This window comes from Phycisphaeraceae bacterium (assembly GCA_019636735.1).
Taxonomy (GTDB): domain Bacteria; phylum Planctomycetota; class Phycisphaerae; order Phycisphaerales; family SM1A02; genus VGXK01.
Genome location: JAHBWY010000001.1, coordinates 376,169 through 403,054 on the forward strand (window position 1 = coordinate 376,169; position 26,886 = coordinate 403,054).

General features: G+C 66.5%; 21 protein-coding genes. 2 read left to right on the forward strand and 19 right to left on the reverse strand.

Features of this window, described 5'->3' with window-relative positions:
• Nucleotides 1-5: 5 nt before the first annotated feature.
• Together asnB (KF724_01435) and KF724_01440 are read right to left on the reverse strand one after the other, a co-directional pair.
• The gene (asnB, locus tag KF724_01435; protein MBX3354342.1) at nucleotides 6-1,973 is read right to left on the reverse strand and encodes an asparagine synthase (glutamine-hydrolyzing); all 1,968 of its coding nucleotides are present in this window, start codon (nucleotides 1,971-1,973) and stop codon (nucleotides 6-8) included.
• Nucleotides 1,974-2,022: 49 nt separating this feature from the next.
• A complete protein-coding gene (locus KF724_01440) occupies nucleotides 2,023-3,198 on the reverse strand; it encodes a glycosyltransferase (protein ID MBX3354343.1) in 1,176 nt (391 codons plus the stop codon).
• A gap of 108 nt (nucleotides 3,199-3,306) precedes the next feature.
• Between KF724_01440 and KF724_01445 the strand changes: the two genes are divergently transcribed.
• Nucleotides 3,307-5,142, forward strand: a complete 1,836-nt coding sequence (locus KF724_01445; GenBank protein MBX3354344.1) for a hypothetical protein — start codon at nucleotides 3,307-3,309, stop codon at nucleotides 5,140-5,142.
• Nucleotides 5,143-5,308: 166 nt separating this feature from the next.
• Here the strand turns inward: KF724_01445 and KF724_01450 are convergent, their stop codons facing one another.
• Genes KF724_01450 through KF724_01470 form a run of 5 tightly spaced genes read right to left on the reverse strand, consistent with a single transcriptional unit; the run spans nucleotide 5,309 to nucleotide 12,100 of the window.
• Nucleotides 5,309-6,823 carry a glycosyltransferase family 2 protein gene (locus KF724_01450; protein MBX3354345.1) on the reverse strand — a complete coding sequence of 505 codons (1,515 nt, stop codon included), beginning with the start codon at nucleotides 6,821-6,823 and terminating at the stop codon, nucleotides 5,309-5,311.
• The gene (locus tag KF724_01455) at nucleotides 6,804-7,820 is read right to left on the reverse strand and encodes an NAD-dependent epimerase (GenBank protein ID MBX3354346.1); all 1,017 of its coding nucleotides are present in this window, start codon (nucleotides 7,818-7,820) and stop codon (nucleotides 6,804-6,806) included. The genes KF724_01450 and KF724_01455 overlap by 20 nt, the downstream gene beginning before the upstream one ends.
• 24 nt (nucleotides 7,821-7,844) lie before the next feature.
• Entirely contained in the window at nucleotides 7,845-9,842 is a 1,998-nt protein-coding gene (gene asnB, locus KF724_01460; GenBank protein ID MBX3354347.1) for an asparagine synthase (glutamine-hydrolyzing), read from the reverse strand.
• Between the two features lie 18 nt (nucleotides 9,843-9,860).
• On the reverse strand, nucleotides 9,861-11,300 hold the full coding sequence (locus KF724_01465; GenBank protein ID MBX3354348.1) for an ABC transporter ATP-binding protein: 1,440 nt from the start codon (nucleotides 11,298-11,300) through the stop codon (nucleotides 9,861-9,863).
• On the reverse strand, nucleotides 11,297-12,100 hold the full coding sequence (locus tag KF724_01470) for an ABC transporter permease (GenBank protein ID MBX3354349.1): 804 nt from the start codon (nucleotides 12,098-12,100) through the stop codon (nucleotides 11,297-11,299). Before KF724_01470 ends, KF724_01465 begins: the two co-directional genes overlap by 4 nt.
• 152 nt (nucleotides 12,101-12,252) lie before the next feature.
• On the opposite strand from KF724_01470, the gene KF724_01475 reads away from it, so the two are divergent.
• Nucleotides 12,253-13,767, forward strand: coding sequence for a glycosyltransferase (locus tag KF724_01475; protein ID MBX3354350.1), 1,515 nt, complete (start codon nucleotides 12,253-12,255; stop codon nucleotides 13,765-13,767).
• A 165-nt stretch (nucleotides 13,768-13,932) separates the two neighbouring features.
• On the opposite strand, the gene KF724_01480 is transcribed toward KF724_01475, so the two are convergent.
• The 12 genes from KF724_01480 to KF724_01535 all read right to left on the reverse strand — a co-directional run bounded on the left by KF724_01480 (nucleotide 13,933) and on the right by KF724_01535 (nucleotide 26,883).
• Nucleotides 13,933-15,708: an O-antigen ligase family protein gene (locus KF724_01480; GenBank protein MBX3354351.1), complete on the reverse strand. Its 1,776-nt coding sequence runs from the start codon at nucleotides 15,706-15,708 to the stop codon at nucleotides 13,933-13,935.
• Nucleotides 15,705-17,576 carry a polysaccharide biosynthesis protein gene (locus KF724_01485; GenBank protein MBX3354352.1) on the reverse strand — a complete coding sequence of 624 codons (1,872 nt, stop codon included), beginning with the start codon at nucleotides 17,574-17,576 and terminating at the stop codon, nucleotides 15,705-15,707. Before KF724_01485 ends, KF724_01480 begins: the two co-directional genes overlap by 4 nt.
• A 10-nt stretch (nucleotides 17,577-17,586) precedes the next feature.
• Nucleotides 17,587-18,786 (reverse strand): DegT/DnrJ/EryC1/StrS aminotransferase family protein, encoded by a 1,200-nt coding sequence (locus KF724_01490; protein MBX3354353.1) that lies wholly within the window; start codon nucleotides 18,784-18,786, stop codon nucleotides 17,587-17,589.
• 22 nt (nucleotides 18,787-18,808) lie between these two features.
• On the reverse strand, nucleotides 18,809-19,453 hold the full coding sequence (locus KF724_01495; GenBank protein ID MBX3354354.1) for an acetyltransferase: 645 nt from the start codon (nucleotides 19,451-19,453) through the stop codon (nucleotides 18,809-18,811).
• Complete coding sequence (locus KF724_01500) at nucleotides 19,446-20,063, reverse strand: sugar transferase (GenBank protein MBX3354355.1); 618 nt, start codon at nucleotides 20,061-20,063, stop codon at nucleotides 19,446-19,448. Before KF724_01500 ends, KF724_01495 begins: the two co-directional genes overlap by 8 nt.
• 230 nt (nucleotides 20,064-20,293) lie before the next feature.
• Nucleotides 20,294-21,448 (reverse strand): glycosyltransferase, encoded by a 1,155-nt coding sequence (locus KF724_01505; GenBank protein MBX3354356.1) that lies wholly within the window; start codon nucleotides 21,446-21,448, stop codon nucleotides 20,294-20,296.
• Nucleotides 21,421-22,281, reverse strand: coding sequence for a glycosyltransferase family 2 protein (locus KF724_01510; GenBank protein MBX3354357.1), 861 nt, complete (start codon nucleotides 22,279-22,281; stop codon nucleotides 21,421-21,423). The genes KF724_01505 and KF724_01510 overlap by 28 nt, the downstream gene beginning before the upstream one ends.
• 185 nt (nucleotides 22,282-22,466) lie before the next feature.
• On the reverse strand, nucleotides 22,467-23,297 hold the full coding sequence (locus KF724_01515; protein MBX3354358.1) for an alpha-1,2-fucosyltransferase: 831 nt from the start codon (nucleotides 23,295-23,297) through the stop codon (nucleotides 22,467-22,469).
• On the reverse strand, nucleotides 23,294-23,953 hold the full coding sequence (locus KF724_01520; protein ID MBX3354359.1) for a class I SAM-dependent methyltransferase: 660 nt from the start codon (nucleotides 23,951-23,953) through the stop codon (nucleotides 23,294-23,296). Before KF724_01520 ends, KF724_01515 begins: the two co-directional genes overlap by 4 nt.
• Before the next feature lie 44 nt (nucleotides 23,954-23,997).
• Nucleotides 23,998-24,855: a class I SAM-dependent methyltransferase gene (locus tag KF724_01525; GenBank protein MBX3354360.1), complete on the reverse strand. Its 858-nt coding sequence runs from the start codon at nucleotides 24,853-24,855 to the stop codon at nucleotides 23,998-24,000.
• Nucleotides 24,852-25,667 carry a glycosyltransferase gene (locus tag KF724_01530; protein ID MBX3354361.1) on the reverse strand — a complete coding sequence of 272 codons (816 nt, stop codon included), beginning with the start codon at nucleotides 25,665-25,667 and terminating at the stop codon, nucleotides 24,852-24,854. Before KF724_01530 ends, KF724_01525 begins: the two co-directional genes overlap by 4 nt.
• A gap of 61 nt (nucleotides 25,668-25,728) precedes the next feature.
• A complete protein-coding gene (locus KF724_01535) occupies nucleotides 25,729-26,883 on the reverse strand; it encodes a glycosyltransferase (protein ID MBX3354362.1) in 1,155 nt (384 codons plus the stop codon).
• Nucleotides 26,884-26,886: the final 3 nt, after the last annotated feature.

The following is a 26,886-nucleotide window of genomic DNA, read 5'->3' on the forward strand; positions in this document are numbered from 1 at the left end:
GAGGCTCAGCCGACGGGGCGATATCGATCAACCCACGCCTGGAACATGAGGACTGCCCAGATCCGCGGATGCCCCGCGAGGCCGGAGAGGTATCGTCGCAGTTCAGCCTGAACGGATTCGGGGCGGAAGAACCCTTCACGCGCCAGGCGCGACGGCTCCACGAGCGACTCCGCCCACTCCCTGAGCGGACCTCGGAGCCAATCATCGATCGGAAGGCTGAAGCCCATCTTCGGGCGCTCGAAGTTCTCCCGCGGAACCGAGCGCGCCAGCAGCTCACGCATCACGAACTTGCCATGGCCGTTGCGAATCTTCTGATGCAGCGGAAGGCGCCACGCGAACTCGACGAGACGGTGATCGAGCAGGGGCTCTCGGGCTTCGAGGCTCACGCCCATGCTGGCGCGGTCGACCTTGGTCAGGATGTCATCCACCAGATAGGTGAGGAGATCGGTGTACATCATCTGGCGCATCATGTCGGGCATGAGCGCACGCAACTCCGGCTCGTGAATGAAGTCCGAAGGTTCGTGACCGTCGATCACCGCATGATCCGGGTTGAGCCACATCGAGACGAGATTGCGGTAGACCGCTTCTCCCGATGTTGAGCGCGCCATGAGGGCCAGCTTGCGCACTTTCTGAGCGGGTCGTTTCTGCTGATAGGCCTTGGGGAGCAGAGGGCGGATGGCGCCGCCAACCGTGTCGATGAGTCGCTCGGGCATCCAGTCGGCCAATGAGGCGAGGCCTCGACGAAGGCCGAGCGGGAGCCTCTCCATGCGCTGCCAGATGCCGTGCCCGTGGAAGTAGCGGTTGTAGCCGCCGAAGAGCTCATCACCGCCATCGCCCGAGAGAGAGACCGTCACCTTGGAGCGAGCGAGTCGACTCACGAGAAAGGTCGGAATCTGTGAGCTGTCTGCGAAGGGCTCGTCGTAGAGGTCGGGGATGCGCGGGATGGTCTCGATCGTCTCCGCAGGGGAGAGCATGAGCGTCGTGTGGTCGGTGCCGAGATGCCTGGCGACACGCTCGGCATAGCGCGCTTCGTCGTAGGCGGCGTCCTCGAAGCCGATGGTGAAGGTGCGCACCGGTCTCGATGAGAGCCGCTGCATGGTGGCGACGACGAGGGATGAATCCACTCCGCCTGAGAGGAAGGCCCCGAGCGGAACATCGGCCACCATGCGAAGTGAGATCGCATCGGAGACATGGGCGTCAAGCGCCTCGACCGCCTCGGCGTCCGAGAGTTGCAGTGGTTCGTTGACCCCTGCGAGAGCCATCTCCCGTGCGCTCCAGTAGCAGGAGAGGGTCGTCTCGCCACTCGGAATGCGCCTGGTCAGGAGGTGACCGGGAACGAGCTTCGAGATGCCGCGATAGATGGTCCGAGGCCCCGGGACATAGGCGAAGCGAAGGTAGGAGGAGAGCGCATCTCGATCGACGCGTCGCTCGAACCCGGGGATCTCAAGCAGCGCCTTCAGTTCGCTCGCGAAGGCGAAGATCGCGCGATCGCGTCCGCCATCGCCAATCCAGCCGTAGTAGAGCGGCTTCACTCCGAGCCGATCGCGCACGAGGTGGAGCAGCCCTTCCTTCGCATCGTGGACCGCGAAGGCGAACATCCCGACGAAGCGACGGACGGCGGCCTCGACACCCCACTCCTCGAAGGCGGCGAGCATCACCTCGGTGTCGGAGTGACCGCGAAAGCGGTGGCCGAGCGGTTCAAGCGCCGCGCGAAGCTCTCTGAAGTTGTAGACCTCACCGTTGAAGACCATGCGAAAGCGACCATGCTCGGAGAGCATGGGTTGGTGACCCTCGGCGGAGAGATCGACGATGGCGAGGCGACGATGAGCAAATCCGATGCCCGTGGCTCGATCGAACCAGGTTCCCGAGTCATCGGGTCCGCGGTGTGCAATGGAGCGATGCATCGCCTCCAGCACGATGGCGGGGTCACTCAGAGAACCAATGGAATCCACGAAGCCTGCCAGCCCGCACATGCGATGCCAAGAAGGCTAGCCGGAAATGACTTCGCACAATGACGGGGAATCACGCAGGATTCTTGAGATCGGCCGCCGCGTGGGTGATTTCTCCCCACACGGCTCGATAGGAGTGGAGCACAGCTTCGACGCCCCAGCGCTGCTCGATGTGTTCGCGACCGAGGCGTCCAAGGGCCTGCCGCTCGGAAGGCGGTCGCGCGAGCAGGTCGGCGATCGCTGAGCGCAGTTGCTCCGTATCCCGCGGCGGTACGACACGACCGGCGGCCTGCACGATGGACCTCGCCGCACCGATGTCCGTGGCGACGACGGGCACTTCCGCCATGAGCGCTTCGGCCAGCACATTCGCGAAGGCTTCACCCCACGCGCTGGAAGACACCAGCAGGTCGAACGCGGGCAGGATCTCGGGAAGATCGAGGCGCTCGCCATCGAAGCGAAGCCGTCCGGAGTGATGGGCGTCGCGCAGCGCGGCATGTTCGGCGAGCGGTTCGGCGCACGCCTCGGCTGTGACACCACGACCGAAGAGCACGATGATGAGATCGCGCCGCGCCGCGAGCAGCGGCGCCACGGCCACCAAGAAGCCCGCGTGATCCTTCATGGGGTGGAAACGAGCGGCGTGGGCGATGGCTTGAGCATCGTCCGGAATCCCGAGTCGTCGGCGGGCGTCGCGCCGCGCCGCCTCGCCGTGCGGTGCGGTGGCGGAGTCGAAGGCGTTGTGGATGACAATCTCGCGCTTATTGCGATAGCCCGCCGCGTGGTGATCCTGGCGTGCTTCCTCGGCGTTGAAGATGAGGGCATCGACCAAGGGACTCCAGCGTGCGCCGAGCCTGATCGCCAATCGCATGGCGAGCCGCTCGGAAGCCCGCTTCGGCAGCGACTGGCGGATGTTCCACGCGATTGGCGCCACGCGGGTCTTGCGGCGTCGCCCCAGGGCGATCAGTGACGCGAGGTTTGCCCAGTAGAGCCACGATTGCACGACTTCAGGCTGGAACTCCGCCACGGACCGACGCAATCGGGAGAGCGAGCGCGGCAGCGCGAGGGCTCCATGCAAACCGAGGGCTTCGACTCGCAAGCCAGCGCGTTCGGCTTCCTCTCGAAGGGTGTCCTTCGCGAGCAGCGTCACGATGCGGACCTCATCACCGTCGGCCTGCTGGGCGGCGGCCAGTCGCAGCAATTGGCGCTCTGTCCCGCCGACGGAGAGGCAGTTGATGACATGCATCACGCGCACGGCGCGAGCGTACCGTCAGGGTCCAATGAGGTAGAGTTCATTGCCGTGACGGAGCCTTCTTCGAGGGACTTCATGGACCGTCCTGGGTTCGATTCGACCTCAACACCCGTGACACCGCGCTTCAGCAGATTCCGCGCGGGGGCCTTGATTGGTGCATGGCTTTTCTTCGTCGTTGCGGGGCCGCTCATGCTTGCGTGGACATGGGCGCATCCGCCGGGAGGACCGTCTGATCTCTATGCGCTCGGGGGACGCTTGCCATGGAGTGACGGCTTCGACTACTGGGGCGCGGCCCAGCATCTGATGCAGCAGGGGGTGCTCGATGAGTGGGGATCGCGGAGGCCGTTGAATGGCGCCTTTCTCGCGGCGCGTCTCGTCCTCCTTCAAGATCATCTGCTCGGAGCGCTGCTCTTTCAGTCGATCATCATTGCCTTCACGCTGGCTGGCGCCGTGTGCGTGGCCATGCAGCGCCTCGGGATCGTCGCCGGAGCGATCTTTGGACTCTTCATGATCGTGCCGGTGGCGGTGGCGCAACCGACCACGCAGAGCGAGGGGCTGGGGGTGGCGCTCGGACTCGCAGCCGTGGCGGCGCTTCTGGTCGCGGCGCACCGAAGGGTCGGGCCGGTGGCGACCGGAGTCGGCATGTTGTTCCTTGCGCTCGGCATGATGGTGCGCCCCGGAGCGATGTTCATGTTGCCCGCCGTGGCGGTCGGCGCGTGTGTTGCGGCATGGTGGCCGGGTGCGAGGCGTCGCGTCGCGCCGTCGTCGCGTCGTTGGCGCGCCGTGTTGATCGCGGTCATAGCCGTCGTCGGTGTGGGTGCCGCCATTGGTATCAACGCCGCGGTGCGCGCCAAGGTGGCCGACCCTGCAGCGCGGGCGAACGCGAACTTCGCCGGGACGCTTCTTGGCATTGCGCGCGGAACGGACTATTACGAGGCGAGTGCGTGGCTGCGAGGCGAAGTGGGTGAGTCGGGAGGTGAAGCGGAGCGCGCAGCGCTCGCCTATCGCGAGTCGTGGCGCTTGATCCGATCCCAGCCATGGACAGCCGTCGGCACACTGACTCGACATGGCGTGGCGTTTCTCAAGCGCGCGTGGCCCTTGCTTCTCCTCGGGCTCATCGGGGTGCTGCGAGCGCCGCGCTGGGAGCGCTGGTTCTGGATCTCAGGGTGGCTCGGCATCCTCGCCAGCGCGCCGATCATCTACGGCGATGGAGGTGTGCGCTGTCTCGCGGTGAGTTGGCCCTTCATGGTCCTGAGCGCAGCCAGCGCCCTGCGCTCTCGAGGCGCATCGACCTCGGGGATCGCGCGCGGCACCCTGGCCGGAGCGCTCGAGGAGCAGGCCGCGGAAACTGATGACGCGACGCCGGAAGCTTCGCCAGTCACGGATCTGAACTGGAGGATCGAGGTGCTCGGCGCGGTCGCTGCGGGAGCGCCGATCCTCGCGGCTGCGATCTGGACCGTGGTCGGCATCGGAGTCATCCGCGGCGGCGGCCAGATGCCGTCGCTTCCAATGCGAGGGACCTTCGAGGTCGATCAGTTTCCGCACCAAGGCGCTGAGGAAGTGGACTGGATCCGCAACGAGCGGGCGCTCCATATGGTGCTCGTGGCGACCGAGGGTGAACTGAGTTCAGTCGACCAGCGCTTTCTTGACCTTGTGCGACTTGAGCCGACGGAGATCCCGTCACGACGGGCGCTCATTGAGTTCGGCGAGCCGCTTGAGCGAGTTCAGACGCCCTATCTCCTCTGCGTCGTCTACGACATCGCGCAGTCGCGAGCGCGCGTCTTTACCCTTCCACCCGATCGGACCACGGCCGACGCGATCGACTCCGGCGCCGCCGTGCTGCGAGTCGACTCCGTGCGCCTTCGCGACGGCGGTCGAGTGCGAGTCGGCCGTATCGTGGCGCCGGTACCTGCCGATCGCTTGCCGCAGCCGGCCCCGCGCCCGTGATGCGCGAACGCCCCGCCCGTGGCGATTCAGCCGAGCTCGACGCCCCCGTGGTGCCGCGTTCCGCACGGGCGTTCACCGCGACCGTCGTCCGCACTCTCCGCACCATCGACGACTCGGTCGGTGCCGAACTCAAGACTCTGGACCACTGCGTCGCAGCCAGGCCGATTCAAACGAACTTCAGCCGTCGCGTGGCGAGCGCGAGCATCCGCAGGAGAAGCATGCCGTGGCGCCAGCGGCTGATGTTCGTCGTGCCATAGACGCGATTCTGGTATCGGATCGGCAGGTCGACAATGCGCAGGTTGAGCTTCGATGCGCCGAAGATGAGGTCGAAGTCGCCGAAGGGATCGAACTCTCCGAAGTAGGCGCGATTCGCCGCAAGACGGTCGTAGTTGTGTCGGGTCAGCACCTTCGTACCGCAGAGGGTGTCCTTGATGGGCTGGCCCAGCACCCAACTGAACGCCAAAGCGAAGAACTTGTTCGCGACCAGGTTCAGGAAGCGCATCGCCTCATCCTGCATTGGATAGACGAGTCGCACACCGTTGATGAACTCGCCGCGGCCCTCGGCGATGGCGTTGTAGAAGCGCCGAAGGTCGGCGGCGGGAACGGTGAGATCGGCGTCGAGGATCATGAGCACATCGCCGGTGGCCGCCGCGAAGCCGCAGCGCACCGCATCGCCCTTGCCGCGCCCGGGCTGGCGCAGAAGCTTGATGCAGCGCTCGGGGAAGTCGGGCACCGTGCGCTCGAGCGTCTCCCAAGTGTCATCGGTGGAGTTCCCTTCGACGAAGATGATCTCCGTGCCTGCGCCGATCTCGGGAATCTCCTCGCAGAGCCGTCGAATGTTGCCCGCTTCGTTACGGGCCGGCACCACCACCGTCACACGCATCGATTTCTCGGCAGGCTTGGGCGCCGGACGAGCGATGAAGAAGTTCGCAAGACATAGGTGACGAAGCGGCCAGAGCCGGGCGAGCACGCGATTGGTGATCTGCTCGACCAGCGGAATCGGAAGGGGGCAGAGGATCTCGTTGAAGGAGCGGAAGCACTCGAAGCCTTCAAGCGCAAGCAGGTTCCTGACATCGTTCGGGTCAAGCCAGCTTCGACCGAGGCGCGGGCGTGCCAGCTTCAGCTTCCGCGCCGCAGCCAGTGGCGCCTGCCAGAGTCGGCTGTAGCTGTTGATGATGACACGCGTGCCGGAGTGACAGAAGCGCCGCACTGCGGCGAAGACCGCCTGCACATCCCAGAGGTCGACGAGCAGGTCGGGAATCAGCACGAAGTCGAAGGACTCCTGCCCGATCGACTCGAGTTCGTCGTAGGACGGCACGGTCTCAAATCGCAGCCCGGGGTGCCGATCGCGCGCCCGAGCGACAGCCCCCGACTCCATGTTCACGCTCACGCCGCGAGCGGGTTCAAGATGCGGAAGCAGCGGCGCATCGCCGATCGAGAGCTCCAGCACGGAGGCACCCCGCGGCACCAGCAGTCGGTAGAGGCGGACGATCTCGCGCTGGTAGTAGCTCGGGCGTCGGCGCGGCTCCTCGCCACCCGAGCGCTGCGCCGACATGCGGCGAAGCTCTTGGAGATAGGCGAGCCGCTGTGCCTGCGGCGATGGATTCTCGATGCTCGCGAGGCGGCGACCCTCGCTGCTCGGCAGGGAGTGGGCGCCGTGATCAGACACGGTAGTAGTCACGGTACCACTCCACGAAGCGCCGCACGCCCTCTTCGACCGTCACGCGCGGGCGATAGCCGATGTCACGCTCCAGCGCCGTCACATCGGCGTAGGTGTCGGGCACATCCCCCGGCTGAAGGGGCAGCATCTTCTTTTCCGCCGTACGCCCGAGGCAGCGCTCAAGCGTCTCGATGTAGACGAGCAGATCCACCGGCTGGCTGCATCCGATGTTGTAGAGACGCCACGGCGCACTGCTGGTGGCGGCGTCGGGTGCCATGGGGTCGAAGGCCGGGTCCGGCGCGGCGGGTCGATCGAGCGCGCGCACCACGCCTTCCACGATGTCATCAACGAAGGTGAAGTCGCGCCGATGCTTGCCGTAGTTGAAGACCTCGATCGGTTCACCCGCGAGGATCGCCTTCGTGAACTTGAAGAGCGCCATGTCGGGGCGCCCCCACGGGCCGTAGACGGTGAAGAAGCGCAGCCCCGTCGTCGGAAGTCGGAAGAGATGGCTGTAGCTGTGCGCCATCAGCTCATTCGCCTTCTTCGTCGCGGCGTAGAGGGAGAGCGGATGGTCCACATTGTCCTGCACGCTGAAGGGCATCCGCGCGTTGGCGCCGTAGACCGAACTGGTGCTCGCGTAAACGAGATGCCGGATGCCGTGATGACGGCATCCTTCGAGTACATGAAGCGTGCCGACGAGATTCGAGTCGATGTAGCTGTGCGGGTTCTCGACCGCGTATCGCACTCCCGCCTGCGCGGCGAGGTGAACGACGGTGTCGAACTTCTCCTGCGCGAAGAGCGACTCCATGCCCGCGCGGTCGGCGAGGTCCAGTCGAACGAAGCGGAAGCCCGGCTTGGGCTTGAGACGCGCGAGTCGCGCCTCCTTGAGTGAGGGGTCGTAGTAGGGGCTGAGATTGTCGAGGCCGACGACTTCGTCGCCGCGATCGAGCAGTCTCTGGGCGGTCCACGATCCGATGAAGCCGGCCGCGCCGGTGACGAGCACCTTCATGCGGCGGATGGTAGCGGAGCGCCGCGGCGCTCTTCAGTGTGAGAGGTGACCGTGGGCGGCGGCGGCGGTTCTCGGTGCAGGAGCGTGCCCGGCTGGCGCGTGCATGCGTCGGAGCCAGAGCTCCAGCACGAGCAGCGGCCAGAGCCGATAGATCGAGAAGTTCTGTGGATCGGCCTGGCGCTGCACCAGCGTCGAGAGGTTCGAGCGATCGACGAGCGCGGCCACCTGGCCATCGCCCGAGAGAAGGAGATCGCGCGCCATCGCCACGAGTGTCGGGGCGCTCCAGGCGTTTGATGGAAGGCCGAAGCCCATCTTGCGGCGCCGCATCCATGACTCGGGCAGGTATCGACCGGCGAGGGTCTTCAGAATGCGCTTCGTTTCATCGGGCGGGCGCCAGCAGCTCTCTTCGCTCAATCCCATCGCGAAACCCGCAACGGCCTTGTCGAGCAGCGGAGATCGCACTTCGAGCGAGTGTCGCATGCTCATGCGATCGACCTTGGCAAGAACGGCACCCGGCATGTAGGTGTTGGCGTCGAGGGTGCGCATTCGATGGAGCAGCGGATGTTGCGATCCGTCGAGCAGGGCGCGCCACTCCGCCAGCTCCTCGGCGATCGGCGCGGGGATCGAGCCGATGAGCGGTGTGATCTCCTCGGGCATCCAGATGAGCCAGCGCGGCGAGAGGTAGGCGTCCGCCGGCGACGACGCGTGGCGTCCCCGGAGCATCGCGATGACCTTCGCGCGCCAACGGGCGGGACCGAACCCCTGTTCGTTGATCGTGTCGCGATAGCGACCGTAGCCGCCGAAGAGCTCGTCGCCACCATCACCCGAGATGGCGACAGTCACGAACTGCCGGGCGAAGCGGCAGAGAAGCCAGGTCGGAAGGCAGCTCGAATCTCCGTTGGGCTCGTCGAGCTCACCGGCGATCTGCTGGACGAGTTCCACCGCATCGGGCTCGAGGACCTCGTCGCGATGCGTGGTTCCGAGGAGTGCGGCCGTTTCCCTTGCGAACTCGTGTTCCGTGTCGCGCGTTCCGCCGAACCCGATCGAGAAACTGTCGATCGGGCGGCCGAGCTCCTTGCGGATCATCGCGACAACCAGCGAGCTGTCGACGCCTCCGGAGAGAAAGGCGCCGAGCGGCACATCGCTCATGAGCCGCTTCTCGACTGCGGCGAGCAGCAGCGTGCGAAGGTGCTCAACCTCATCGGCCTCAGAGAGCCCGCTTGGTCGGCGCAGCGGGCCGACGGCCTCGAAGCGCCAGTAGCGCTGCGACCGGATCGCCGGGGCTGGAGTGGCGCGAACACCTTCAGATCGCGGCGCGGACTCGGCGACCGACGCGCCCGACACCGCCCCACGCTCGGCAAGCATGGGAAGGTCGATGAGCGCGTAGGAGCCCGCCTCGAGCTTGTGGACTCCGCGCCAGATGGAGCGCGGCGCGTGCACATACTGGAGCATCAGGTACTCGGCGAGCGCGTCGCGGTCGACCTCACCGCGGAATCCCGGGAGCGCTTGAAAGCAGTGAAGCTCGCTCGAAAAGGCGAGCAGGCCGTTTTCGCACGACCAGTACAGCGGCTTCTTGCCGAAGGGATCTCTGGCGAGCAGGAGGCGACCCTCGCGTCGATTCCACGCGGCGAAGGCGAACATGCCATCGAGTTGATTCACCTTCGCTGCGATCGACTCGGGCGCCATCGACTCGAAGAGGTGCGGCAGCACCTCGGTGTCGGAGCGGCTCCGGAAGAGGTGTCCCTGCCGCTCAAGCTCCGCGCGCAGCGGCTGGAAGCCATAGATCTCGCCGTTGAAGACGACCTGGACGGTGCCATCTTCGTTGCCCATGGGCTGACGCCCCTCGGGCCGCAGATCGATGATGCTCAGGCGCCGGTGACCGAGCGAGACTCGGCCATCGGGCGAGGTCCAGACGCCCGCATCGTCGGGACCTCGATGGAGCATGCCGTCGCGCATCGCGATGCACATCGCTTCGAGGCGCGCTGCACCGAGTGAGCCTTGAAGATCAATGATGCCGTTGATGCCACACATGGGATCGCAGGAGATGCGTCAGAGCGATGGGGCGCCCATCAGTTCGAAGCGATAGGTGACTTCGAGGTCGACCTTGCAGGCGTGATAGATGCGCGGATTCTGCGTGACTCGAAAGACGAGCGCATCATGCCGATAGTCGTACTTGTAGCCCTCGGAATCTCCGAGACCGTAGCTCAGCAGGTAGTCGCCGGCGCCCAGAAGATTGTGCAAGTCCATGACGACGCGGAAGACCTGGCCCGCCTGCATGGGCGGAGGCGGGACTTCCAGCAGTTGCGTGTCGGTGCCGTGGATCTCGACGCCGCGCGGGTCCTTGATGTAGAAGCTGGCGACGAGGTCGGTGATCTCGCGGTGGCAGACGGCCGTCATCTCGAAGCGCACGCGCTCCCCGGGATGGAGCAGCGTCGTGGGGCGGCCATCGGGACCGATGATGGCGCAGTCGACGATCTCCACGCGGCCATCTCCGAACTTGAAGGGTGAGACATCGCCCGTGGGCGTGGAGGTCGGGGCGGCGGTTGACGCTGCGTCCGTCGAGGAGACCGCTGCCGCGCCGGCGGCACTCGCGGCGCCGCCCTCATCGGGAGACACCTTCTCGAGCGCGGCCGTCGGCGCCGCTTTGGGAGATGCGGCCTTCGGCTCGATGCCCGCGCTCTCCTCGAGGGCGCCGCGCTCACCGAAGAGCATCCGGTGGTATTCGTTGGCAACCACGCGTGGCGTGTCGTTGATCACCACGCGCCCGCCATCGAGCAGCACGGCGCGCGTGCACAGGGTGACGACGGCGTTGGTGTTGTGCGAAACGAGAAGAATCGTGCGGCCTGCGGCCACCATCTGCCGGAATCGATCGGTGCACTTGCGCTGAAATCGAGCATCGCCCACAGCGAGCGCCTCATCGACCACAAAGACATCAGGATCGACGCTCGCAGCCGTGGCGAAGGTCAGTCGCGCCTGCATGCCCGTCGAGTAGGTCTTGAAGGGCTGGTCGATCACGCGCGCCAACTCGCTGAAGTCGATGATCGACTCCATGCGAGCCTCAATCTCCTGCCGTGACATCCCGAGGCACATGCCACCGAGGATGATGTTCTGTCGCCCCGTGAACTCGGGATGAAAGCCCGTGCCCAGTTCCAGAATGCCCGAGATCCGGCCGTGAATCTGGACACGACCCGAGGTCGGCGCCATCGTCCCCATGAGGATCTTGAGCAAAGTGCTCTTGCCGGCCCCGTTGCGCCCCATGATGCCCACGACCTCGCCTCGTCGGATGTTCAGCGAGAGATCACGCAGCGCCCACGCCTCGATGTGCGCCTTGCGTCGCAGAAGGAGCTCGATGAGCAGATCGCGCGGGCGCGGATAGACGCGGTAGCACTTCGAGAGACCCTCGATCTCAATGATCGGCGAGGAGTCCTGCGGTGGCGGCGGCATCAGCACGGTCGCGTGCGAGGTTCCGGAGGGCGTGGCGGCGTTCACAGGTGTTCTCCGAAGCCGACACGCAGGCGCTCGAAGACGAGCCTGCCGAAGATGAACGCGGCACACGCGAGGATGGGAAGAATCACCCACGACGCCGGATGCTCAATGCGCCCGAAGTAGAGAAGGTCCTGCGAGCACCAGACGAGATAGCTGAACGGATTGAGATAGAGCAGCCATCGGACCCCAGGCCAGAGGCGATCGAGCCACTCCGGCAGGTAGAGCACCGGGACCAGGAAGAGACCCGCGGTCACGAAGAGCTGCACGAACTCCTTGATGTCGCGGAGGTAGACCGCAAGCGACCCGAGCAACAGCGAAATGCCGGTGAGGAGCACCAGTTGCAGGACCAGCAGCACCGGCAGAAGGAGCACGGTCGGCGGAATGTGACCTCCGCGCCAGATCATCCAGCCCAGAAGCAGCAGCAGCGCCACGCCCTGGCTGGTCATTGCGGCGAGCACCGCGCGGACCGGGAGCAGATCGATGGGAAAGACGACCTGCTTCACGAGATTGGCGTTCCCCACGAAGACGCCGGGGCTTCGCGAGAGCGACTCGGCCACCGCCAGCCACGGGACGAGTCCCGCCAGGATGTAGGTGACATAGTCGCGGGGCATCTCCACGGAGATCGCAATGCGGCTCGGGAAGACGATCGCGAAGACGAAGACATAGAGCGCCACCAGGAAGAACTGGTGGGCCATCAGCCAGAGCCAACCAAGGGCGCTGCCTGCATAGCGCTCGCCGAATTCGCGCTTCAGGAGTTCCCAGAGAAGAGCGCGGTGGCGATGAATGATGGAGATGAACGCCATGCGGTCCGCACCGCCCGGTGCGTGAAGCCGAGTATATTCGGCGGCGCTGCCCCTCCGTGGAGCGTGCGTGGAGGCGACGGCGAAGGGACCCTGCGCGGCCACGGTGGACGCGGACCAAACGCCCGTCGTCGTGGCGGGCGCGGACCTCAGCGATGCATGTGTACGACCGATTCTTCTTCCCGCGCGGCCCGCTCCTTCGCCGCGCGGCGCGCTGGGGAATCAACACCATGCGTCGCGTCGCGCCGGGGTTGGCCGATCGACTGGCGCCACTGCGTCGGGTGCTGTTGAAGCGCGTCTACGACGATCCGAACTTTCAGAGCGAGTCGGCGGAGCAACTGGTCTCTCGACCGCAGGCCGAGGTCCAGACCGCGAGCAAATCAGAGTCCGCGCGAGTGCGTGGGGAAGAGGCGGTGACGGCCGTTCCGTCGGTACCGAAGAAGTCGCTTCGTGACCTCTCCATTGTTCACATCATCGGCAGCCTTCAGGCTGGAGGCGCCGAGCGGCAGGTCGTCTACACGCTCGCAGGGCTCCGCGCCCGTGGGTACCGCCGCGCCGAGTTGATCGTCACCCAGGGTCTGGAGCGCGACAAGGGGCACTACCTTCCTTCGCTCCAGAAGGAGGGGGTGCCGGTGACCATCTCCGGGAGAGTGATGGATCCCGCGTTCGAAGCGCGCGTGCGCGAGGCTCCGGAGGTCGTTGAGCGCGTGCGCGGCGTTCCCGGATTCCTTCGCCCACAGGTGCCCGATCTCGTCGGTGAGTTGCTCATTCGGCGCCCGGCCATCGTCCATTGCTGGCTCGATCACACAAACCTCTGGGGCGGGATCGCCGCTGCCATCGCGGGCGTTCCATCCATCATTCTCAGCACGCGCAATGTGAGCCCGGTGCACATGCCGCACCTGCGTGAGCCGTGGTTTGAGCAGTGGTACGGCGTTCTGGCCGCTCGCCCCGGCGTCACCTTCGTCAACAACTCACAGGCTGGCGCGCTCGACTACGCGCAGTGGCTCGGCCTTCCGCCCGAGCGTTTCCGAGTGATCCTCAATGGCGTGGACTTCTCCCATCTGGAGGTGCCTCCGCCTTCAGTTCGAGCGCAGATGCGGCGTGATGCAGGCATTCCACCGACCGCGCGGCTCCTCACCGGCGTCTTCCGCATGGCTGATGAGAAGCAGCCGCTCACCTTCGTGGAGGTGGCGGAGAAGGTGCTCGACCGAGTGCCCGAAGCTCATGTCGTGCTCGTCGGGACAGGTCGACTGGAGCGCGATGTTCGTCGGCGCATGCGAGGCTCGCGCCACGCGTCGCGCATGCACCACCTTGGTCGTCGCAGCGATGTTCCTGCGATTCTCGCCGAGAGCCACGCCTTTCTTCTCACCTCCAAGGCGGAGGGGACACCGAATGTGCTCCTCGAAGCCCAGCACCTCGGTGTGCCCGTCGTGACCACGGCGGCCGGAGGCGCGGGCGACGCTATTGACGATGGCGTGACCGGAGTGGTGCGACCGATCGGTGATGTCAGCGGACTCACCGAAGCGGTGGTGCGCCTCTTCCACGACGCCTCGTGGCACCGCGAGTTGGCTGCATCGGGGCCTCGCCGCGTCGCCGAGCGATTCGGACTCGATCGCATGATCGAAGAGACTGAAGCGCTCTATTCGGATTTGCAGGGCGCGACGGATTAGCGAAGCGCGGTCGACTTGCGAGGCGCGGCCGACTTGTCAGGCGCGACGGATCTGCGAAGCGCGGTGGGCTTGCGGGACGCGGCCGACTTGCCAGGCGCGACGGACTTGCGAAGCGCGGTGGGTTTGCGAGGCGCGGCCGACTTGCCAAGCGCGGAGTCAGGCCGTTCAGGTTGACTCTGTTGCGCTCGCGGGCGCGGTCGAGCGACGCATGCCTTCGGCCACGCCCAACATGACTCCCCAGAGGAGGAGCCCGTCGCGCGACCAGAGCCAGTAGTCGATGCTCTGCGAGAGAAGGAAGTAGGTCCAGAGCGCCGCCGGAAGCGGCGCCCGGACCCACGCGCGCACGGTCGAGATGGCGACGAGCGCGATCAGCGGCAGCGCGAAGATGCCGAGCTCGACCAGCCACTGCAACCAGATGACATGGAGATTGCCCCAGTCGCTCGGCATGGTGCCGAGTCGAATGCCCTCCTGGATGAACGACGGCGCACGCCCGCAGCCCCATCCAAACCATGACCATCCCGTGGCCTGAATCGTGTTGATGGTCCACCCGGTCATCTCAAGACGCCGCCCCATGGAGAGCCAGGTGGTCGATGAGAGCTTGGACAGGAGATACGACCGAAGTCGCTCCGAAGAGAAGATGACGGCGACACCGAAGGCGAGAACTCCTGCGGCGCCGATCACGGCGCGGCGCGATGGCGCACGCTCGCCCACTTCACTCGCGCTCGGCCCGCCGGGCAGAAACGGCAGCGCCGATCGACCGAATCGCAGGACCGGCGCAAGCACCGCGATGGGCCAAGCGATGACCGAAACGCGGCTTCCGGTTGCAAGAATCGACACCGCGGGAATGACCGCCGGCACCAGCGCCCCTCGATGCAGCGCGAAGATCGTCAGGAGTGCGAGGACCATGCCCGCGAAGCTCGGAAAGTGACCGCCGACTTCGATGAACTGACCCGTGCCTCGCCACGCGGCGATGGCGACTCCCGGGATCCAGATCGCGGCCATCGCGATCATGGTCGGCGTGATCGCACGAAGGCCGCCCGCTCGGGCCAAGCACCACGCGGCGGTGAAGGCGAACGCGAAGCGCAGACCCGCGATGACGCCGGTGATCTGCGGCTGCCAGTCGAGTTGACCGGCGCGATCGATGCCAGCCGCCGCAAGGCAGAGCGTGATGAGAAGGAGGACCACGGTGACCACCTTCGAGGGTCGCACGCGCGAGGCGATCACGGTGAGAACGAAGAGAGCCACCAGCACGAAGTCGACGACGGAGAGGTAGGGCAGGATCGCCGCTCGCTGCTCGGGGCCACGGTCGACATCCCACTCGAGGAGACGCATGGCGCCGTACCAGCCGCTGAAGGTCAGCGCCATCGCACCGGCGAGGAGGAGCGGCGCGGCGGGTGACCACGCCACGGGATCGCTCGCCGCAGGCCTCGGCGCCACGGCGCTGATCAGCGGATCGCTGAGACGACGAATCGCCGATGACTCGCGTCGCAGAAGGAGGAGCGCCGCGACCAGGCTGGCACCCCAAAGCACGAGCAGAAGCGGCGTCGGTCGCAGTGGCGCGGAAAGGAGATAGGCGCGAAGCCCCGAAGTTGGATCGCTCTCATCACCGGTCGAGAAGTAGACCTGCCCGAGCCAGAGGCTCCATCGGCCAGCGCCCTCGCGACGAATCTCATCGTGTGAAGAGCGTGCGGGCTCGAGTGGCCGGCCATCTTCGAGAAGCGTCGCTTCGACCGGCCATAGCGACCACTCGCCCTCGCTTACGGCGGAGACGAACCAGCCGTGCAGCGGACGATCCCGGGTCCGCCACGCCAGCGCATCATCGTGCTCGATCGCCTGCGGATCGAGTGACACCGTGGCGGGAAATGGCGCGAGCCCCAGCGTTCCCAAAGCGACGGAGAGAAGGAGTGCTCCGACGACGACCACGCCGGTGAGCCACCTCATCCGCGCGCGGCCTTGTCCTGGCGGTACTCCGGCACGGCCTTCTCAAGTGTCCGTCGAACGGCACGGACATCCTGCTGATCGATGGCGAACTCAAGTTCATGGAGGAGACCAAGCGTCGCCTCCCAGCCGGGGTGCTCATCGCGCGAGCGCATGATCTGCGAATGCGCGGTGCCATCGACATCGCGGCCGATGACGAGCTCCTCGTAGAGCTTTTCCCCGGGCCTGAGTCCGGTGAAGATGATCTCGATGTCTCCGTCGGGCCGCTGGTCGTCGCGCACCGTGCGCCCCGAGAGCTCCACCATGTTCCGCGCGAGATCATAGATCTTGACCGGCTCGCCCATGTCGAGCACGAAGACCTCGCCGCCGCGGCCCATCGACGCCGCCTGAAGCACGAGCTCGCTCGCTTCGGGAATGGTCATGAAGTAGCGAGTCACCTCCGGGTGGGTCACCGTCACGGGCCCGCCTTCCTCGATCTGCCGACGGAAGAGGGGGATGACGCTGCCGGACGAGCCCAGCACATTGCCGAAGCGGACATTGATGCAGCGCATCGGGCTGCCGCGGAAGGCGAAGCCCTGGAGGATCAACTCCGCGAAGCGCTTGCTGGCACCCATCACGCTCGATGGACGAACGGCCTTGTCAGTCGAGATGAGCACGAATGTGCGCACGCCCGCGGCTTCCGCCGCCTCGGCCGCGCGCCAGGTTCCGATGACATTGTTGCGGACGCCGGCGATCTCATTCGCCTCGACCAGCGGCACATGCTTGTACGCGGCGGCGTGGTAGAGCGTCTCGACCCCGTGCTTGCGAAGCACCGCCTCGAGGCGCGTGGCATCTTCCACCGATGCGAGCACAGATTCGATGACTGGAGCCACGCCGAGCCGTCGAGCCGAGTTCGTGATCTCCGCATCGATCGAGTAGAGGTTGAACTCGCACGAATCGACCATGATGAGCCGCGTCGGGCGCTGCCGAAGCGCCTGGCGGCAGAGTTCGCTTCCGATCGAGCCACCGGCGCCGGTCACCATGACGCTTCGATCCGACACAGTCTGCGCCACCAGGCGCGGATCGGGAGGAATTGGACTTCGGCCCAGGAGATCCTCGATCGCAACTGGACGCAGTTGATCGATGCGCGCCCGACCATCGGCAATCTCACGCAACGATGGAACGGTGAGCACGCGACGCCCGAGTCCCCGGATGACATCGATGATCTCGCGACGGCGGCGCACGCCGATCGACGGCATGGCGAGCATGACGGTGGTGATCCGATGCCGCGCGACAAGCTCACCGAGGTTGGCGGGATCGTGCACAGGCACGCCGCGGATGCGCCGGCCCTGGAGTCGGGGGTCGTCATCAACAATGAAGGCGACCGCGCGCGTGGGATCGGCCGCAAGCATGGCGAGTAGCCCCGCGCCCGCCTGCCCGGCGCCATAGATGCAGACATGCTCGCGCCCGGTGAGCGAAAGCGATCGCAGATAGGAGCGGGCCGCCAGCCGCAGCCCGCCACAGCCGATCATCGTGAGGCAGGCGAAGCCGAAGAAGGCCGCACGGGAGACACCGCTGCCGCGATTGATGACGAGGAAGCTCGCGGCAATCAGGACGACGGTGGTGGCCAGCGTTCCCTTCGCCAGCAGAATGGCGATGCGGGGGCCGACATACCGAATGATCTCGCGGTAGAGCCCGAGGAACGCAAAGCACGGAATCCCGACCACGGGCGCCAGCGCCATGATGGGCCAATAGGGGGTCAGGTCGGGCGTGAAGGTCCCCAGCCTCATGGCAACGCCGCCATAGACCGCCGCGACAAGCACGGCAGCATCGGCGAAGCCCATGAGGACTTGCTTCTGTCGGCGCGAGAGCCGGTCGAGCGTCCCGAGCATTCCCCCTAGATTAGCACCGAGCCGGGGCCCGCTTCGCCGCCCGCGCAAGCACCTGCGCCACCACGGCCGCACATGCGTCCATGGCGTGGGCGTCGATCGTCGGATGGACCAGGAAGGCCAGCGACCTCGCGCCGACCTCGGCGGCGGTCGGCAGGGATGTGTTCGGTCCTCCGCCGGGAGGCTGGAACGCACACTCAAGTTGGATCTCGGGGCAGACCCCGACGAAGCAGGGCACACCCAGCGCGGAGATCTCCGTCATGATTCGGTCGCGCGACCAGCCCGGCGCAAGCGCCTCTGGTCGAACCTGCGCCGCCACGCGATAGAAGACATGACCTTCGCGCGGCGACGGCCACCGGAGGTCGATCAGCGGGGACTCTTCGAGGACGGCGCGCAGCGTCGCGGCGTTGCGCTGCCGCGCCGCAATCCACGCCGGAAGGCGCCTCAGTTGCACTCGCCCGATGGCCGCCTGCATTTCGGTCATGCGGTAGTTCGAGCCCATGCGCTCGATCAGCCATCGGAACCCTGGTGCGCTGGGAGGCGCCATCGCCTGCTCCCACGACTTGCCATGCTGGGAGAGGCTCCACGCGACTTTCCAGAGAGACTCGTTCGCAGTTGTCAGCATGCCACCTTCACCACCGGTGGTGATGATCTTGTCCTGGCAGAACGACCAGCTCGCAAAGTCGCCGAATGAGCCGACGGGCCGGTCATCGATCGTCGCGCCATGCGCCTGGGCGCAATCCTCGATGACTTTCAGGCCATGCCGCCGCGCGACCGCCATGATCGCGGGCATGTCACAGGGCCAGCCGTAGAGGTGCACAGGGATGATCGCCTTCGTTCTCGGCGTGATCACCGCCTCGATGGTTTCCGCCGAGAGATTCTGAGAGCGACGATCGATGTCGGCGAAGATGGGGGTCGCACCCACGAGCGCCACGCAAGAGGCGCTCGCGACATAGCTCCGAGGCGTCACGATGACCTCATCACCGGGACCGATCCCGAGCGCCTTCAGGGCCACCTCCAGTGAGACACTTCCATTCGCCATGGCGAGCGCATGCGTCAAGCCGAAGGTGTCGCACCACTCGCGCTCGAAGGTGCGGCATTCGGAGCCGGTCCACCAGTTGACTCGGCCTGAACGGAGGACCGACGCGGCGGCGTCGATCATCTCCTGGTCAAAGTGTGGCCACGGGGCGTGGGCGAGAGGGCCCGAACTCATGCGGAAAGCGTATCAGGAGCGCTCACGAACCCAGCGGCCGCGCGGGCACGCCGCCGACACGGGCGCCATCTGGAAGATCGTTGACGACCGCGGCACCGGCGCCGACCATGACATCGGCACCGATCCGAATGCCGTGGCGCACCGAGGCACCGATTCCAATCCACGATCGATCGCCGACGGAGACACCACCGCCGAGGCGCGCTCCGGGAGAGATGTGCACGCCATCGCCAAGCACGCAGTCGTGATCGATGGAGGCTGTGGTGTTGATGATGGCCCCGCGGCCGATGCGGGCGTCGACGGCGATGACCGCCGTGGCCACCACCACGCTTCCCGCACCGAGTGAGGCGCGCGGGCTCACCACGGCCGACGGCGCCACGATCGTCGGCAGCGCCACGCCAGCCTGCGCGAGCCGGTCGAGCCACTCGAGGCGTTGCGCGTTGTCGCCGAGCGCGACGATCGCGGCCGCCTGTGCATCCTTCGCGAACGCCTCGGCGAGTGTGCCGTGCACCGTCCACCCGGCGATGACATCACCGCGCGCTCGACCATCATCGAAGAAGTGAATCTCGCGCCACCCCGACGCGTGCGCGCACTCGGCGACCACCTTGCCGTGACCTCCTGCACCGAGGATGCGAAGCACTTCGCCAACGACCGGAAGTGGTTCACCCATCGACTTCTCCTTGGCGTCGCGGTGCTGCGGAGGCCGTGCCTCGGAAGGGCTCCATGGTGGCGTGCCCCTGTTGAGCGGAATCACCAGGACGCAAGAGTTGGAGCAGCGTCATTCCGAGGATGCGCAAGTCGAGCACGAAGGAGCGGTGATCGACATACCAGACATCGAGTTCGAGGCGCTCCGTCCAGCCGACTCGATTGCGACCGTGGACCTGCGCCCAGCCGGTGATGCCGGGCCGTACACAATGGCGCCGCGACTGCTCCGGCGAATAGAGCGGCAGGTACTCCATGAGCAGCGGGCGCGGCCCGACGAGGCTCATGTCTCCACGCAGAACATTCCAGAGTTCAGGCAGTTCATCGAGCCCGCTGGCGCGGAGAAGGCGACCAAGGCCATCGAGACGCTCGGCGTCACTCGCGACTGCGGAGAGGTCTCCATGACTCGGTGCCGCAAGCCGCATGGTGCGGAACTTGATGAGTGTGAAGGGTCGGCCCTCGAGCCCGGGGCGCATCTGTCGAAAGAGCACGGGGCGCCCGAGGCGAACAAGAATCAGGAGCGCGATGATGGCCATCACCGGCGCCGCAAGCAGCAGCAGGAGCAGCGACGCCACCATGTCGAAGGCTCGCTTGAGCACATTCGCATGGTACCGCTGCACACGCGGGAGACCGGCGCTGGCGGTGGGTGACGCGGCCGATCGAGCCGTCACGGGTCCGGCGCGCCACGCCGCGTGTGTGGCGTGGCCGCTGAGGAGGCGTCGCGGCGGACAAGTCCATCACAGGCCTGATGCGACACGCCGCGCGTCGGTCGTACCCGCTGAGGAGGCGCCAAGGTTGGGCAAGTCCATCACCGGCCTGTCGTTCGCATTGACCCATGGCGCTCGTAGAAATCAAGCAGGGCGGAGGCGATCGTGTCGGGGTCGAAGTCACGGTGCGCGCGCTCGCGCGCGGTGCGGCCGAGGTGCTCGCGCAAGGCTTCATCATCGACGACCCGGCCAAGCGCACGCTCGAGACTCTCGGCTGAGCCGACCTCATGGAGGAGGCCGGTGACTTCGTCGATGACGGCATCGGCGAGACCGTAGATGCGACTCGCGACGGTGGGAATGCCGCAGGAGGCGGCTTCGAGTGTCGTGACTGGGAAACCCTCGCGATGGCTCGGCAGGGCGAGGAGATCAGCGGCGGCCATGAATCGCTCTGGCGCTGTCGTCGCTCCGGGATGCGCGACGCGAGCGCGGAGCGCAGGTGAGATGGCCTGGAGCGCGTCCGCAGCGCCTTCATCGGGCCCGACCAGCCAAAGCCGGAGCGCAGGCCGTGTCGCGGCAAGGCGCTCGAATGCGACGAGCAATTCGGGCACTCCCTTCTCCCGGTCGAGCCGTCCCATGAAGAGAATCACGGTGTCGCGCTCCGAGGCGCCCATCTCGCGGCGGACCTTCATGCGCAGCGCGGCGTTCGGCCGAAAGCGCTGCGGATCGACGCCGCAGATCGACCCATGGTGCAGGACTTCGATTCGCTCGGCGGCGACGACTCCCTCGCGGATGAGAAAGTCAGCCTGCGCGCGGCTGTCCGCAAGGAGCGCCGAGGCGTGGTGTGCCGTGCGCCGATCGAGTGATCGCAGGATGTGCCGCCATGCACCGCGGCGCGTGGCCCACACCTGTCCCGTGAAGGTGTGCACGCGCAGTGGCACGCCCGTCGAGCGAGCGGCATTCATCGCGAGGAGTCCCGCCTTCGGCGTCTGCGAATGCACGAGGTCGAAGCGCTGCGATTGAAAGAGCGCGCGAAGCCGCTGCAAGGCGCTCCAATCGGCCCACGGCGATGGCCGACGCGGGATCGCCACATCAAATGCGGTGGCACGAATGCCCATGCGTTCAACAAGTTCGTTCGAGGCACCGCTCGACACGATCGACAGGTCATAGCGCTCCTGTGCCCGCTGAAGCAGCCTGGGCCAGAAGGCGGCAAGCGTCATCGACGCCGCAGTTACGACGCAGAGGCGAGGTCGGGCCATCGGCCGCTCCGTGCGAGGCGGCGCCATTGCTCGGCGTCAGTGGGCGAGAGTGGCCGCAGTCGATGCGCGGAGCGCTCGATGCCGGGCCGAAGAAGCGTCGAGAGCGACGCGACCATGTCGCGGAGATGCAGTCGCGACGCGGCCACGGCGCCGACATGCCTGCGCACGGCTTCGCGACGAAAGCGCCGCGAGAGTGAACGGTCCGCTCCGGCCGCAGGCTCTCGGTAGCCGAGCAGCGGCGGTTCGAGATTGGCGAAGCGCGACGAGGCGCTTGTGCGCAACAGGAGCTCCTGATCCTGCGAGCGGGTGAAGTGTGCATCGAAGCGATGATGACGAAGCCACGCGCTCCGGGCCATGAATGTCGGATGGGCCACGGGAATCCCGCGCCAGATCGACGCCGTCAGTGACTCATGACTGAGCGGAAAGCGACGGATGCCGAGCGGTTCGTCGCCATCGAGCACGACGACGCTTGAACCCACGAGGTCGAGCGAGCGATCATCGGCGAGGGCTTCGATCTGGCGGGCGAAGCGCTCGGGGTGGGCAACATCGTCGGCATCCATGCGCGCGATGAGATCGCCGTGAACGGCATCGAGGGCTTCGTTCAGTCGAGCCGGCAGACCGCGACGCTCTCGATCTCCAAGCAGACGAAGGCGCCGATCACCACCGGCCTCCTCTTCAATCAGTGAGCGGGAGTGGTCGGTCGAGCCATCATCAATCACCACGAGTTCGAAGTCGGTGTGGGTCTGCTCGAGGATCGATCGCACGGCGGCGCGAACGGTCGCTGCGGCATTGACGAAGGGCAGCAGAACGCTGACGCGCACAGTGCCGCGCATGATAGGAGTTCATGTGCCTCGTGCGCCGAAGCGACTCGAGTCAGGCTCGGCCCGACCGCATCGCCTTGGAGCCCCTTGTCGAACCGCGCATCACCACGCCCTGTCCCGAACATCATCACACTCGCGTGTGGGCCGCTCGTGCGATGCAGCTCCTTCAGCGTGATCGCATCCACCACCGAGCGATCTCAGATGCGCTGCCACGCCGGGGGCGCCGGATGGGGAATGGCACCCGCCGTCGCGCTCCACCACTCGTTCGGAACAATCACTCGACGACCAGGCCGCTCTCCGAACCATGCGGCCCACCACGAAAAGCTGCTGTTGGCCGTGATGAGATGAGCGCAGCCGGCCATGGCGCGGAGATGTTCGAGGTCAGAGGCGGGCTCAGCCCACCGGGCCGAGGCGGGAACCCAACCCTCACCGCGCACGCGATCGGGTTCATCGGTGAAGATCATCACCGGTCTGGTCGTGACCTCGCGGCCGAGTGCGTCGAGTGCACGGCGGTAGTACTCCACTCCGAGCACACCGTGGTAGGCGCCGATGCGCTGCTGCGCGGTGTAGTCACCACGACGGACATGCACGCCGATCACTTCGGTCACGCACGGCGTGACCACCGGTCGCAATCGATCCCTGACCGCTTCGGCCCATTCGGGAGCCTGCCAGTAGCCGGTCAGGATGAGCGTGCCGTCGCTCGGCAGAAGCGAGGGAATCGAGGGATCGAAGCCCCGCAGTCGATCGAAGCGGAGCCGAGTCGATCGCCAGCGCGGCGACCAGCCCGCGGCGCGGCAGAAGCGCCAGAGTCCAGGCAGGCGCAAGAGGGCCTCGGTCGTGGCTGTGCCGGTCCAGCGTGGTGCATCGAGTCCAAGCTCGGGAAGTCGGTAGCGCGTTCGCCCCTCGACGGGACGGGGGTCGATGCGCAGCTCCGCGCCCGTCGCCTGCGCGACCGCTGCGCCGGCGGCCCACTGAAAGAGCTGGTTTCCGAGCCCGCCCAACAGACGCGTGGCCACGATGGTGCTCATGAGCGCCGCGCCTTCACGAAGTAGCCCACCGTGAAGGCGCGCTCCGAGTCGAGACCGTCGATCACCCGCGCGATCAACAGCGCCGGAACGAGAAGCAGCGCGAGCAGAGGCAGGGTGAGAAGGCTCGCAAGCCATCCCTTCACGCCACCGCCGAGCGCGTGCGGTCGCAGAAGGAGAAGGACCTGCACGCACCACTGGGCGAAGTGGGCGAAGGTGCCGCCGTTTGGTGTGATTTCGATCGCCGTGAAGCCCGAGTCACGCAGCACGCGCTCGTACCAGAAGGGAGTGAACCCGCCGTAGTAGTGGACAGGCGCCTGGTGAATGCCGGACCCCAGCGGCGCGGTCACCAGCAGTATGCCACCTGGCCGAAGCACTCTCGCCGCCTCACGCATCACTGCCGTGGGGTCGATGACATGCTCGATGACCTCGGTGCAGAGGATCGCATCGAAGCTCCCATCCGGTTCGGGAATGGCGGCGGCATCGCAGCGCAGGTCGATGTCGCCATATCGACCTTCGGAGAGTTGATCATGTCGCAGCGGCGCGGAGTCCTGCGAGACATACCGGCAGTGGGCAAGAAGCGGGCGATAGGGACAACCTCCCGCGCCGAGGTCGAGCACGCGCGAACCCTGGGGAAGTCGCGCAGCTTCGCGTGCCACCCAAGCATCTCGGGCACGAGCGTTCCAGTTCACCCAGTGGCGGCTCATGCCTCCGCGCCCTCACCTTGAGCACGAGTGGTCAGTGGTGCCGTTGATGTCGGCGCCGTCAACGGGAGCACAGGCTCCCCAAGTGCCGTCGTCGCGCCTGGCAACCCACTGTGCGTGGCTGGCGGTGCCTGAAAGGCGAACATGCCGCAGGCGTAACGAGCGCTTCGCGCGTCCTCTGGCGTCGCCTGGTCGTGAAAGCGTCCACGATCATCAACCCACGCAAAGGAAGTGAGTGCGAGCGGAGCGACCATCGACTCGATGACTTGCGGATCGAAGATGCGATGGGCGTTGAACTCCACGCGCGGCTGCCCGACCGGCGTTGAGAGAAAGAGCCAACCCCCCGGACGAAGCACGCGGGCGAGTTCACGGCACGCCTTCACGCTTCCGTCGGGATCGATCGGATCGCCGTAGCGACCAAGCCCGATGTGCTCAATGACATGCATGCAGGAGAGACTCTCGAGCGAGCCATCCGCAAATGGCAGCGCGTTGAGATCGCCCGCCTGCGGTGTGAGACCGGGCACAGCGATCGCGGCAGGCCGAAGGTCGAGGAAGGTGGTGGGAACAAAGGCGCTCACCACGCCCACAACACGCAGATCGCTGCCGACATCGACATGGCAGGTGGGGCGCCGCTGCGCGAGCTGTCGCGCGAGCCATGCCCCTTGGAAGAAGTAGTGCGGATCGAAGGGCGTTGAGGCTGTTCGATCGGCCAGTTGCGGCCATGTGTCGGAGAGGCGCGCGGTCATGCCCGCACGGCGCAGGCGCCTCCAATCGCGAAAGAAGCGCGGCAGATGACGAAGCCCGAGGATGCGCCTCGGCTCGACGACGACCTCGATCCATCGCCGCAGCGCCTTCATGTCAGACTCGCCTCGACCTCGCGCCAGGGGCGACCCGCCCACGGTGTCGATCGCGAGCCTGCGCCCGAGCGAGCCCTGAACGAGAGTGCCGCGCGGAGGCGCAGGTGCGTCAGCGCGCCGATCGGCGACAGCCCCTGCGCACGATCGAAGCGCTGCCGAGCGAGGCGCACTTCATCGCGATAGGCACCGGATCTCGCGCGGGAGAGTTGGCCTGCGTGGTGTCGAAAGGCGGAGACGATGCCCGGCATGTAGTGCGCGCGACCCGCGTGAAAGGCCCGAAGGAAGAAGTCGAAATCTCCGGCGAGCCGCATCTCGCGATTCACACCGCCGCATCGCTCGTAGAGCTCGCGCGTCCAGAAGCAGGCATCCTGAAGCGGCGTCCAGCCGACCGCGCGCATCGCCCTCAGCGGCGCCTGGACCGTGCCGATGGTGCGCTGCTGAATGACGCCCTCCTCATTCATGGCCAGATCGTCAAAGTAGAGCAGTTCCGCGTTCGACGCGCGGAAGGCTTCGCGCACGCGCTCCAGTGCCCCGCGAAGAAGCACATCACTGGCGTTGATCCACGCCATCACGGAGCCGGGGGTCGCCGCGAACCCCTGCGCGATAGCCTCATACATGCCACCGCCCGAGTCACGAAGAACCTGCACGCGCGGTGGCAGCGATGCCCGCAACGCGTCGACGCTGCCATCGGTGGAGCCACCATCAACAATGGTGTAGGTGTCCTCCGGTCCGAGGGTGGCCAGCACCGAGTGCACGGTGTCGCGCAGGAAGGTCCCGCTGTTCAGCGTGGGAGTGACGATGGCAAAGCGCATCGTGGCGCGGATGGTAGCGGTTCGCCTTCGCTCACTCGTGGTGCGCCTCGGGAGCGCGAGCTCAGGTGAGTGGATCGATCATCGGTGCTCGAGCGGCGATCGCGTGCAGCACGGTCCGCACGAAGTCGTCGCCTCGTCGGGAGCGGGCCCGTTCGGCGCCTGCGGCCACCAGTCGAGCGCGAAGCGCGCCATCCGACTCAAGCGACTCCATGGCCGCGGCGATCGAAGCGTCGAGCATGGGATCGAAGTAGATGGCGCCATCGCCGAGTTGCTCTCGCGCCCCGGGAAAGTCGGCGTTGGTGACGGGACAACCCAGCGCAAACGCTTCAAGTGGCGGGAGATTCTCAGGCCCTGAGAAGGCCGCATAGACGAGCCCTGTTGCGCGGCGGTAAAGCCCCCGCAGCGCCTCGCGCGAGATGAATCCGGGAAAGTGCACCGCGTCGGCAATGCCGAGCTGTTCTGCGAGTGCCGAGAGGCGTGCGCGAATGCCCTGATCACCACCGACCAGCACGAGTGACGCGCGGCTTCCCGATTGCCGTCGCCGCGCGAGAGCTCGCAGGAGCATCGCGTGATTCTTGTGAGGCCAGAATTGGGCCGGGTAGAGAAAGAACGGCCCATCGGGTACGGCGCTCAGGTCCCCCGCGCCGTCGCGCAGCGCCCACCCTGGGGTGGGATGCGGCGCAATCACGATGCGCTCGCGCGGGACCTGGTAGTAGCGTTCGAGTTCGCCGGCTCCAGCCTCGGTTCCGCAGACGACCAGCGCCGCGCGGGCAAGCAGCTCGCGGGAGGAGTCATCGCGCGCGCGCCAGAGGCCCGACGCCGAAACCTCGGGAAACCACGGATGCGTTCGATGCTGGATGTCCCAGACCGTGGCCACGAACGGAAGATCGATCGCCTCGCTGCCGCCGGTTGGAAACCAAACGATGGAAGCGCCGGCGCTGCGCGCGGCTCGCTCGACGGCGCTGGCGCCGCCAAGGCGCTTCCAGAGTCGCTGCGACGATCGAGCCAGTCGCAGGCGCAGGCGATCCACGGTGCCCTCGGGGCGGTAGGTGACGCGGCGCGGGGTGCCCGGCCGCGGAGCCGCGCCGTTTGCAGCGGCGCCTTCGCTGGCCTGCGAGACGATGATCACTTCGACACCCGCCGGAGCCACACCCTCGTCGATCGCTCGGGCCACCTCTTCCACGAAGGTGAATCCGCCGCCGATGGAGGGCTTCAACTC